The organism is Methylobacterium sp. 13MFTsu3.1M2 (assembly GCF_900112625.1).
In the GTDB taxonomy this organism is placed as follows: Bacteria; Pseudomonadota; Alphaproteobacteria; order Rhizobiales; family Beijerinckiaceae; genus Methylobacterium.
The window spans coordinates 74023-83331 of record NZ_FOMM01000029.1 but is presented as its reverse complement, the minus strand read 5'-3'; the positions used below and the strand labels follow the sequence as shown (position 1 = coordinate 83331).

Genomic DNA, 9309 nt, shown 5'->3' with positions numbered 1-9309 from the left:
GTCGGCGCGGGGGCATTTCCTCACCCCGCCGGGCAGAGTGCCGCCCGGTCTCACGCCCGCATCCGAGGCACGCCCCGCACCGGTCCGTCGCCCGGGGCGATGGCGGCTGAGAGCCACCGACGCGGGCGCCGCCCCGTCCCCGGACCCGCACGGTCAGCCACCGGGCGGGCCCCCGAAGGACGGCCCGGGATCGCTCCCGGGCCGCCGCGGACAGGTGCGGTCAGGAAGCACAAAATAGGAACATTGTCAAGGCAAACTGAGCGGCGCAGCGCGGTCGACGCGCCTCTCGTCATCGCGAGCGCAGCGAAGCGACCCAGGGCGGCGCAACATCGGCAAGGTCGCGCTGCTGGATTGCTTCGCTCCGCTCGCAAGGACGGCGGAACCGATCCCATGACCCGGAAACGATGTGAGAGTCGGGCGCGGGTCCCTCTCCCGTGCGGGAGAGGGATCGCGTCGCGGCGCGGCTGTGCCGACCGGCAGACTCCTGTCTTCCGGGCCTTTGCAACACGATCGGGAACGCGCCGTCGGCGGGTCCGGGTTCCGAGCTCGCCTGCGGCGCCCTGGAATGACGGGGCGGAGGCGGGCGACCGGTCAGTCCGCCCGCCGGAGGCGGCTCGCGAAGAAGCCGTCGAGGCCGCCGCGGGCGCCCTCCAACTCCGGCAGGTGGCACGGCAGCGTGCGCAGGTCGCCGCGGTCGTCGATCAGCGCCGCCGCGCCGCCGACCTCCTCGGGCCGGACCGGCACCCGCGCGTAGCGGGGATCGCGGGCCAGGAACGCCGCCACCTGCGCTTCGCCCTCTTCCGGCTCCAGCGAGCAGGTGCAGTAGACGAGGAGGCCGCCCGGCCGCACCAGCCCGGCCGCGTGGTCGAGGAGCTTCGCCTGGAGCGCGGCGAGCCGCCCGATATCGGCCTCGGCCTTCGTCCAGGCCACGTCCGGATGGCGCCGGATCGTCCCGGTGGCCGAGCACGGCGCGTCGAGCAGCACGGCGTCGTGGTCCTGCGGCTCCAGCGCGAGGGCGTCGGCGACCACGACGTCGACGGCGAAGCCGAGCCGCGCGACGTTCTCGCGCAGGCGCTCCAGCCGCGGTGCGGACCGATCGACCGCCGTGACCCGGGCGCCGGTGGCGGCGAGCTGCAGGGTCTTGCCGCCGGGCGCCGCGCAGAGGTCGAGGACGCGGGTGCCGTCCCCCGGCGCCAGGAGCCGGGCCGGCAGCGCCGCGGCGGCGTCCTGGACCCACCACGCTCCCTCCTGGAAGCCCGGCAGCTCGGGGATGGCCGGGCCGTTCTCGGGCAGGCGCAGGGAGCCGGTCGGCAGGGTCACGGCGCCGAGCCGCGCGGCCCAGTCGGCGGGCTCGCCCCGCGGGGTCAGGTCGATGGCGGCCCCCGCGAGGTGGGCGCGAGCGATCGCGGCCGCGCGCTCGGGCCCGTAGGCCGCGACCCAGCGGCGGGCGAGCCAGTCCGGGGTGTTGACCGCCAGGGCGTCGGCGTCCGCGGCCAGGATCGCGTCGCGCTCGCGGGCGACCCGGCGCAGCACCGCGTTGACGAGCCCGGCGAGATGGGCCGTGCGGGTATCCGCCTTGGCGAGCCGCACGGCGAGGTCGACCGCGGCGTGGTCGGGGACCGCGAGGTCGAGGATCTGGGCGGTCGCGGTGGCCAGCAGGGCCGTGAGCTGCGGCTTGGCCGCCGGGAGCCCGCGCTCGAGCCGCGCGGCCAGGGCGGCGCGGATCAGCCCGTAGCGGCGGAAGGTCGCCACCGCGATGGCCCGCGCCAGCCCGGCATCGGCCGGCGCCAGCGCCTCGGCGCGGATCGCCTGGGCGAGGGCGTCGTCGAGGGCGGGGGGGCGCTCCTGGCCGATCAGGGCCGCGACCGCCTGCATCGCCGCGCGGCGCGCCCCCAGTCCCGCGATGTCCGGACCGGTCCCGCCCGGTGCCGCTGCGTTCCGCGTGTTGCGGCCTGTGTCCCGCGATGCCACTTCTGCTCCAGATCCGATGTTTCCGGACCCACGCCCTCACACCCGAGCGAGCGCGATGCAAGAGCCGACCGCACGAGACCTGCACCGACAGGACCCGCACCGACAGGACCCGGCCGCGGAGGCCGGAGACGGCGCCGCCCCGCCCCGCATCCTCAGCCCGGCGGCGCAGCGCGCCCTCGCCGAGGCCGCCGAGCGCCGCGCGGCGATCGACGCCCGGGCCGCCGAGATCAGCGCCAAGCCCGAGCGCCAAGGGCGCGGCGGTCTGGAGCCGGTCCGCTACGACGACTGGGAGGTGAAGGGCCTCGCGGTCGACTTCTGAGGGACCCGACGCGGGGCGCCTACTCGGCCGGGACCGCCAGCGGCGCGCCGGCCTCTTCCTCGGCCCGGGCCTCGGCCACGCCAGCCCCGAAGCGCCGGTACCAGAGCCCGGTCAGGATCGGCACGAGGATCGAGGTGACGATGATGCAGATCGTCACCAGCACGGTGGCGGTCTGCGCGGAGGGGGCGAATTGCGGGGCGACGGCGGCGATCGCCAGCGGGTTGGCGGCCGCCGCCCCGGCGGTGGAGGAGGCGGCCAAGCCGGCCGTGCCGGTCCCGCCCCCGATCGCCCGGTCGGCCAGGATCAGCGGGATGCCGGTCAGGACGATCACCGCGAGCGCCAGCACGATGCCGAGCCCCGCGAGCGGCGAGAGCAGGTTGTTGAGGTCGACCGTGTTCCCCAGCGCGAAGGCGAAGAACGGGATCATCAGCTGGCCGCCGGGCGCGAACAGGGCCCGGAGCTTCGGGTCGAGGTTGCCGAGGGCGAAGCCGACCAGGAAGGGCAGCACCGCGCCCACGAAGATCTGCGGCTCGAAATGCGCCGCCCCGGAGGCGCCGAGGATGATCATGCTCATCAGCGGGCCGGACTCGATCGAGGTCAGGATGAAGGCGCCGGCCTCCTCGCGGCTGCCGTAGGTCTGCATCAGCGAGGCGTAGAGGCCGCCATTGGTCATATCCATGGCGCAGACGATCGCCAGGATCGACAGGCCGGCGAAGAAGCCGGTCTGGATGCCCTCGGGCGGGATGAACAGCCCGGCCACCAGCACGATCGCCCAGGCGGCGACGAGCTTGGTCGCCACCAGCGTGCCGGACTTGCGCAGCACCGTGCCGGTTGCCTTCAGGCTGACCGAGGCGCCCATGCAGAAGAACCAGACCGCCAGGATCGGGATCACGCCGGTCATGATCCCCTGCGTGAAGCCCTTGAAATAGGCCGGGGCGCCCGGCGCGAAGGTCTTGCACAGGGCCCCGAGCAGGAGCGGCACCAGCATCAGGCCGCCGGGAATCCTGTCGATCGCCGCCTTGATCTGCATGGCGCGTCCCTCCCGATCCGGGTCGTCCGCCGACGCGCCGGACCCGGGCGGGATCGCGGACGCCGCGCCGGCCCGCGCCTCTGTCGGGCGCCTCTCGGACCGGTGCGTCATCCTGTCGGGGCGCGGCGCGGGCCGTCAAGCGGCGCCCCGGCGCGGGGCTTGCCGAACGTGTCGCGCTGTCGGGCGCGGAACGTCGGGCGCCGGGCCCCGTTGGCGAGGTTCACCGGAGGGAGGCGACGATGGCGACGACAGTATCGGCCCGGAGCGCGGCCGCGGGCCCGCACGGCGAGATCCACCTCGCCCGCGGCGAGCGGCTCGGCATGCGGATGTGGCGGGCCGAGGAGCCCAACGCCGACAAGCCGATGACCACCTCGGCGCACGAGACGGTCGGCTACGTCATCAGCGGCCGGGCCGAGCTCGTGCTGGAGGGCGAGACCGTGGCGCTCGCGCCGGGCGATTCCTACTGCGTGCCGGCCGGCGCCGCGCACACCTACCGGATCCTGGAGACCTTCACGGCCGTCGAGGCGACCGCGCCGCCGGCCGGGTGAGGCCGGCGGGCCTCAGTGGGTCATGTAGACCTGCGTGCCGACATCGACCCGCGCGTAGAGGTCGACCACGTCCTGATTGTACATCCGGATGCAGCCGTAGGACGCGTAGGTGCCCACCGAGTTCGGCCGGTTGGTGCCGTGGATCGCGTACTCGCCGCCCGCGAGCGTCATCGCCGCCGCCCCCATGGGATTGTGCGGCGAGCCGCCCGCGATGAGGTTCGGCAACCGCGGGTTGTCGCGCTTCACCTCCGCGGGGGGCGACCAGGCGGGGGCGACGTACTTGCCGTCGATCGGCTTGATGCCGAACCACTGCTTGCCGGGACGGCCCACCGCCACGGGATAGCGGATCGCCGTGCCGTCGCCGTTCACCAGGTAGAGCTTGCGCTGCGACACGCTGATCACCACCGAGCCCGGCGCGACGCCGTTGGCGAAGGGGACGATCTCGCGCGCCTGCGCCGTCTGGAAACAACCGGCCAGCATTGCGCCGGCCAAACCGAATAGAGCCGCCACCCGACCCGACATCACCGCGATCCTCGCAAAGCTAGACTAGACGCGGGCAAGTAATCCCCAGCCGAGCTTACCGTTCCGAGAAAAGCTATGGTTGACGCGGTGTCATTCTGCGGATCCGCGGGGCACGGTAAAAGAGCAACCACGATCCACGGTGTACGGTCGGTTGCCCGGCCCTCCTTCCGCGGGCGTGTCAGCGCTCGTGGAGTTCGCTCCCGCGCCGATCCTCCGACTGCCAGCCGTGGCGCTCCAGTTCCGGGTCGAGATGCTCCTCCACCGGGTAGCCGACGCAGAGATAGGCCACGAGCCGCCACGTCTCCGGCACGGCCAGGATCGCCGTGACCGCCTCCGGCTCCAGGATCGAGACCCAGCCGACGCCGAGGCCGCGGGCCCGGGCGGCGAGCCAGAAACACTGCACCGCCCCCACGACCGAGTAGGCCAGGGTCTCCGGCATGCTGGCCCGGCCGAGGCCGAGGCCGGTCTCGGTGGCCACGTCGCAGAAGGCGGCCAGATGGACCGGCGCCTCTCGCAGGCCGGCGAGCTTCAGGCCGCGGTACTGCGCGGCCCGATCGGTCGCGTAGCCCGCGGCCGCGGCTTCGTTGCAGCCGGCGAAGTTCTCCGCGACCGCGCGGCGGCGTCCCGGATCCGCGACCCGCACGAAGCGCCAGGGCCGGCTGTTGCCGACCGAGGGGGCCCGGTGGGCCGCCGCGAGGCAGGCGCGCAGAGCGTCCTCGTCGACCGGATCCGTCCGGAAGCGGCGCACGTCGCGGCGCCACGCGAACAGCGCGTCGAGGTCGTGCAGGAAGGCGGCGTCGAAGGCGGGCGGGCCCATGATGCGGCTGGCATAGCCGCAACCCCGGCCCGACGGGAAACGGAAAAAAGGCCGCCCGAGGGGCGGCCTGAAGTCTTGGGTCTCGAAACCTCGGAGTGCCGGATCCTGGGATCCCGAGCGGCGACCGATGGCTGGGGAGCTGGGTGTCGGTCGCCGACCGGGCAGAACCCGGCGAGGTTCGACGCCTGTTGTCGCGCCGCAACGCGGCCTGCAAAAGGCGTGAATCGGGCCAAACCGTGTTTTTTGTCGCTTGGGCGTGTCTCGCGGGACACGGCGTGCGCGACCCTTGCGGGCCGCGGCGGCGAGGCCCATCATCCGGCAAAGCATCGATGCACGGGAGCCGTGATGACCGAGAGGACGAGCGCCGGGTCGAGGCCCGACGAGGCGGCGGGCCATGTCATCCCCTTCCCCGCCCGCGCGGCCCCTCCGCAGATCGCCTTCAACCGGGACGAGCTCCGCACGATCTTCAACCTCTACGGCCGGCAGGTCGCCGCGGGCGAGTGGCGCGACTACGCCCTCGATTTTCGCCGCGACAAGGCGGTGTTCTCGATCTACCGGCGCTCCTCCGAGATGCCGCTCTACCGCATCGAGAAGGATCCCAAGCTCGCCCGGCGCCAGGGGGCCTACGCCGTCGTCGCCGCGAGCGGCCAGATCCTGAAGCGCGGCACCGAGCTCGCCCGGGTGATCGCCGTGCTGGAACCGGCACCGGCGGCGGTCTGACGGCGCCCGCTCAGGACAGGGACAGGCGCCGGACGGTCGCGGCGATCTCGGCCACCGCCTCCGGCGCCAGGGGCCGGATCGGCCGCGGCGGCTCGGCGCGGCACAGGCCCATGAGATCGGTCAGGGCGTAGACCACCCGCAGGCTGGAATGCGTCCGGAACAGCGTCCAGAGGGGCTCCAGCTCGGCGTTGAGGGCGCGGGCCCGCTCGGTCTCGCCCGCCGCCACGGCCCGGACGATCGCCAGGCAGGTCCGGGGGAACAGGCCGCCCGCCACGCTGAACCACGCCGCGCCGCCGGCGATCAGCGCCTCGGTGACGTTCCAGTCGCCGCTGAACCCGATGGGGAAGCCCGCCGGGACGGCCTCCCGCAGGGTCGCGATCCCGGAGGCGGCCCGCGCCGGCTCCGGCGCGGCGCACTTGGCGGCCACGATCCCGGGCTGGCGGGCGATCCGGCCGATCAGCGCCGGCGTGAAGTGGAAATGCGTGGTCGCGGGGTTGTCGTAGAGGACGAGGGGCAGGCCGCCCGCCTCCCCTACGGTCGCGAAATGCGCCTCGACCTCCGCCTCGGTGAGCGGCGTGTACGAGACGGGGGCGAGGAGCCCGGCATCCGCGCCGGCCGCCCGCGCGTCCTGCGCGAGGCGGACGGCCTCGTCGGTGCGCAGGGCGCCGATGCCGACGAGGAGCGGGACCCGTCCGGCCACGGCCTCGGCGGCGATCGCCACCGCCCGGCGCCGCTCCTCGCGGCTCAGGTACGCGTAGGTCCCGGTGCTGCCGAGGAGGCCGATCGAGTCGACCCCGGCGGCCGCCAGGGGCTCCAGCAACCGGCGCAGCGCTTCCGCGTCGACGCGGCCGTCTGCGTCGCTCGGGGTGATCGGGAAAGCGGAGAGGCCGGAGAGGTCGGAGAGTGCGGGCATGGCCCGAGCCTAGCGCATCCGCGCGCGGCGGCTAGGCAAAAAGAAACCCCGGCGGTGTCCCGCCGGGGTTCCCTCGTCCCGTCTTGTTCGGGCTGGCTTATCGGCGGTCGCCGATCAGGCTCAGCAGGAACTGGAACATGTTGATGAAGTCGAGATAGAGCGTCAGGGCGCCGTTCACCGACATCTTGGCCGCCATCTCGCCGTCGAAGCCGCCGTAGAGATACATCTCCTTGAGCTTCTGGGTGTCGTAGGCGGTCAGGCCCGCGAAGATCAGCACGCCCAGCACCGAGATGGCGAACTGGAGGGCCGACGAGGCGAAGAAGATGTTCACCAGCGACGCGAGGATGATGCCGATCAGGCCCATCATCAGGAACGAGCCCATGCCGGAGAGGCTGCGCCGGGTGGTGTAGCCCCACAGGCTGAGCGAGCCGAAGGCCGCCGCCGTGATGAAGAACACCTGCACCACGCTGCCCCCGGTAAACACCAGGAGGAGCGAGGACATCGAGGCGCCCATCACCGCCGCGAAGGCCCAGAACATCGTCCGCGCGGACGAAGCCGACATCCGGTCCATCCGCATGGAGAAGACGAAGATGAACGCGAGCGGGGCGAGCATCAGGACCCACTTCAGCGGGCTGAGGTAGAGGGTCTGACCGAACGGGGTCAGGACCGGGCGGGTGCCCTGGTAGGCCGCCACGGAGGCCATGTTCAGGCCGAGCGCGACGAGACCCGAGATGCCGAGCCCGACGATCATGTTGTTGTAGACGCCGAGCATGAAGGTGCGCAGGCCCTGATCGACCTCGACCTGGGTGCCGGCGTAGCCGGTCGGCTGCTGGGCGCCGTACCGGAAGGGGCTGTTCTCGAATGCCATGGGAGTTTCCTTGCGGAGGCTCTCTCAGCGTGGTGTTCGGTCGAGGCCCACGCAGGACCTCTGGCGCCGGGCTGGCGCCTCGATCGGGAATATGTTGCGCCCGAAGCCGCGACACAAGTCCCCGGCCACGGTTCCGGGGCCGCTTTTCCGTGTCCGGCGGATGTATTTTTGTCCATCTGGGCCGGGATTAAAATGCATTCCGCTCCGTCGTCGGGTTGTTCGATTGACGGTTGCCGCCGTCCAGGCGTTTCGATGTGCCCGCGCGAAGTCTTAACGGCTTCCTTATGCCACGTGCGTCCGCGTGCGCCCCGGTTTCTCCGGTCCGGACCGCCAAGTCCTGGCGGGTTCGTGCCTGCAAGGCGGGTCCGCAGCCTCGGAGATCCGCTCTCCGGCGCGCGGGATCTGGGCGGCCCGGGAGGGGCGGTTCAGTGCGTCATCCGGCGGGCCAGGGCACGGCCCAGACCCAGCAGCATCAGGTCGGCGGCCGCCCGCACCTCCGCGGGCATGTCGTCGGTGAGCGTCTCCTTGAGCGCGACGGCGAGGTCGGCCGCCCGCTCCAGCGGGTCGCCGCCCGCCATGGGCCTGCCGACCACGTAGCGGTCGCCGCCGTCGCGGATCTCGGTGATGTCCATCAGGATGCCGTGCGAGCGCTGCGGCTCGCCGTCCTCGTTCCGATGGGTCCGCCCCCGGCTGAGGAGCCAGCGCACGGTGCCGTCCGCCTTGAACACGCGGTACTCGGCAAGGACCAGCCCGCTCGACCGGACGGCCCGGAGCATGTGGTCCATCAACCACGTCATGTCCTCGGGATGCACCGCGGCCAGAGCCATCGGCCCGTTGATCGGACGGTCGGCGAGGTCGGGATTGCCGGTCAGCAACCGGGCCGCGCCCGCGTCGTAGACGACCACGCCGCGGACGTGGTCCCACTCCCAGGCTCCCACAACGCACGAGGCTTCGAGAGCCGCCCGGAGACGGTCGGCGTTCTCCGCGTAGCCATCGATGACGTTGATTCGCATGGTGGACGGTCCCCCCGGGCCGCTCGAAGCTCGAATGTCTAGCTCCGTACCAATCTTCCGGCGAAATGACAAAGAGTTCACTTGCGAATACCCCTTCACGGGGGCACCTCTTGTCATGGTTGGGAAATTTTCCCCCGTTGCGAGTGATTCGAGGGGCCGCCATGGATGAGAACGGACTCGAATTCCTGCGGACGATTGCTGACCGGAAGGTGGAATCTTCCGCCGCGCGCGCGCTGAACAGGATTGCGCAGTCCCTCGATTTGCCGATCGAGGCGTTCTACGGTTCCGATCACTGCGGATCTGTGGACCGTCCGGCCATCGAGCGGGAGACGGAGCGGCTGCTGATGCTGGTCGGGGTCCACCTGCGCCGACTCGATCCTGCGGCGCGGAGGCGATTCGGTGAGGCGGTCCAAGCTCTGGTCGGCCCCGAACCGACCGAGGCATGCGCGCGCACCGCGGAGAATGCGGAGCGCGGCGACCCGTGAGCGCGGGGTCCGACGGTTGGAAGCCTCTCCCCCACGGACCGAGGGCGCCGATATCCCGCCGGGCCGTCTCCGGCCGGGCGCGGTCCATCGCTCTCGACGTCCT

The 9309-nt window shown here is 72.4% G+C and carries 11 protein-coding genes; 4 read left to right on the top strand and 7 right to left on the bottom strand.

Annotation, left to right across the window (positions count from 1 at the left end):
* Positions 1-591 precede the first annotated feature (591 nt).
* Positions 592-1971 (bottom strand): RsmB/NOP family class I SAM-dependent RNA methyltransferase, encoded by a 1380-nt coding sequence (locus BM314_RS25110; protein ID WP_170868179.1) that lies wholly within the window; start codon positions 1969-1971, stop codon positions 592-594.
* A 55-nt stretch (positions 1972-2026) separates the two neighbouring features.
* Between BM314_RS25110 and BM314_RS31065 the strand changes: the two genes are divergently transcribed.
* Positions 2027-2290 (top strand): DUF1674 domain-containing protein, encoded by a 264-nt coding sequence (locus BM314_RS31065; RefSeq protein ID WP_056531163.1) that lies wholly within the window; start codon positions 2027-2029, stop codon positions 2288-2290.
* Between the two features lie 19 nt (positions 2291-2309).
* On the opposite strand, the gene BM314_RS25100 is transcribed toward BM314_RS31065, so the two are convergent.
* Positions 2310-3320 carry a 2-keto-3-deoxygluconate permease gene (locus BM314_RS25100; RefSeq protein ID WP_020095352.1) on the bottom strand — a complete coding sequence of 337 codons (1011 nt, stop codon included), beginning with the start codon at positions 3318-3320 and terminating at the stop codon, positions 2310-2312.
* A 239-nt stretch (positions 3321-3559) separates the two neighbouring features.
* On the opposite strand from BM314_RS25100, the gene BM314_RS25095 reads away from it, so the two are divergent.
* Positions 3560-3868 (top strand): cupin domain-containing protein, encoded by a 309-nt coding sequence (locus BM314_RS25095; protein ID WP_042669659.1) that lies wholly within the window; start codon positions 3560-3562, stop codon positions 3866-3868.
* Positions 3869-3880: 12 nt separating this feature from the next.
* On the opposite strand, the gene BM314_RS25090 is transcribed toward BM314_RS25095, so the two are convergent.
* Both BM314_RS25090 and bluB read right to left on the bottom strand, forming a co-directional pair.
* Complete coding sequence (locus BM314_RS25090) at positions 3881-4348, bottom strand: L,D-transpeptidase (RefSeq protein WP_244540029.1); 468 nt, start codon at positions 4346-4348, stop codon at positions 3881-3883.
* 220 nt (positions 4349-4568) lie between these two features.
* The gene (gene bluB / locus BM314_RS25085) at positions 4569-5207 is read right to left on the bottom strand and encodes a 5,6-dimethylbenzimidazole synthase (RefSeq protein WP_170868178.1); all 639 of its coding nucleotides are present in this window, start codon (positions 5205-5207) and stop codon (positions 4569-4571) included.
* Positions 5208-5552: 345 nt separating this feature from the next.
* Between bluB and BM314_RS25080 the strand changes: the two genes are divergently transcribed.
* On the top strand, positions 5553-5927 hold the full coding sequence (locus tag BM314_RS25080) for a DUF2794 domain-containing protein (protein ID WP_020095348.1): 375 nt from the start codon (positions 5553-5555) through the stop codon (positions 5925-5927).
* A 10-nt stretch (positions 5928-5937) separates the two neighbouring features.
* Here the strand turns inward: BM314_RS25080 and BM314_RS25075 are convergent, their stop codons facing one another.
* The 3 genes from BM314_RS25075 to BM314_RS25065 form a co-directional block, all read right to left on the bottom strand.
* On the bottom strand, positions 5938-6840 hold the full coding sequence (locus BM314_RS25075) for a dihydrodipicolinate synthase family protein (RefSeq protein WP_091980970.1): 903 nt from the start codon (positions 6838-6840) through the stop codon (positions 5938-5940).
* 97 nt (positions 6841-6937) lie between these two features.
* Positions 6938-7708, bottom strand: coding sequence for a Bax inhibitor-1/YccA family protein (locus BM314_RS25070; protein WP_091980968.1), 771 nt, complete (start codon positions 7706-7708; stop codon positions 6938-6940).
* A 425-nt stretch (positions 7709-8133) separates the two neighbouring features.
* Positions 8134-8721 (bottom strand): PAS domain-containing protein, encoded by a 588-nt coding sequence (locus BM314_RS25065; RefSeq protein ID WP_020095345.1) that lies wholly within the window; start codon positions 8719-8721, stop codon positions 8134-8136.
* A gap of 161 nt (positions 8722-8882) precedes the next feature.
* Here BM314_RS25065 and BM314_RS25060 point away from each other — a divergent pair, with 161 nt between their 5' ends.
* The gene (locus BM314_RS25060; protein WP_056531185.1) at positions 8883-9206 is read left to right on the top strand and encodes a hypothetical protein; all 324 of its coding nucleotides are present in this window, start codon (positions 8883-8885) and stop codon (positions 9204-9206) included.
* Positions 9207-9309 lie beyond the last annotated feature (103 nt).

Bases quoted from the DNA above. Each gene is read 5' to 3' on its own strand.
- BM314_RS31065 (WP_056531163.1), top strand. From the start codon at position 2,027: ATGCAAGAGCCGACCGCACGAGACCTGCACCGACAGGACCCGCACCGA.
- BM314_RS25100 (WP_020095352.1), bottom strand. From the start codon at position 3,320: ATGCAGATCAAGGCGGCGATCGACAGGATTCCCGGCGGCCTGATGCTG.
- BM314_RS25095 (WP_042669659.1), top strand. From the start codon at position 3,560: ATGGCGACGACAGTATCGGCCCGGAGCGCGGCCGCGGGCCCGCACGGC.
- BM314_RS25090 (WP_244540029.1), bottom strand. From the start codon at position 4,348: ATGCTGGCCGGTTGTTTCCAGACGGCGCAGGCGCGCGAGATCGTCCCC.
- bluB (WP_170868178.1), bottom strand. From the start codon at position 5,207: ATGGGCCCGCCCGCCTTCGACGCCGCCTTCCTGCACGACCTCGACGCG.
- BM314_RS25080 (WP_020095348.1), top strand. From the start codon at position 5,553: ATGACCGAGAGGACGAGCGCCGGGTCGAGGCCCGACGAGGCGGCGGGC.
- BM314_RS25075 (WP_091980970.1), bottom strand. From the start codon at position 6,840: ATGCCCGCACTCTCCGACCTCTCCGGCCTCTCCGCTTTCCCGATCACC.
- BM314_RS25070 (WP_091980968.1), bottom strand. From the start codon at position 7,708: ATGGCATTCGAGAACAGCCCCTTCCGGTACGGCGCCCAGCAGCCGACC.
- BM314_RS25065 (WP_020095345.1), bottom strand. From the start codon at position 8,721: ATGCGAATCAACGTCATCGATGGCTACGCGGAGAACGCCGACCGTCTC.
- BM314_RS25060 (WP_056531185.1), top strand. From the start codon at position 8,883: ATGGATGAGAACGGACTCGAATTCCTGCGGACGATTGCTGACCGGAAG.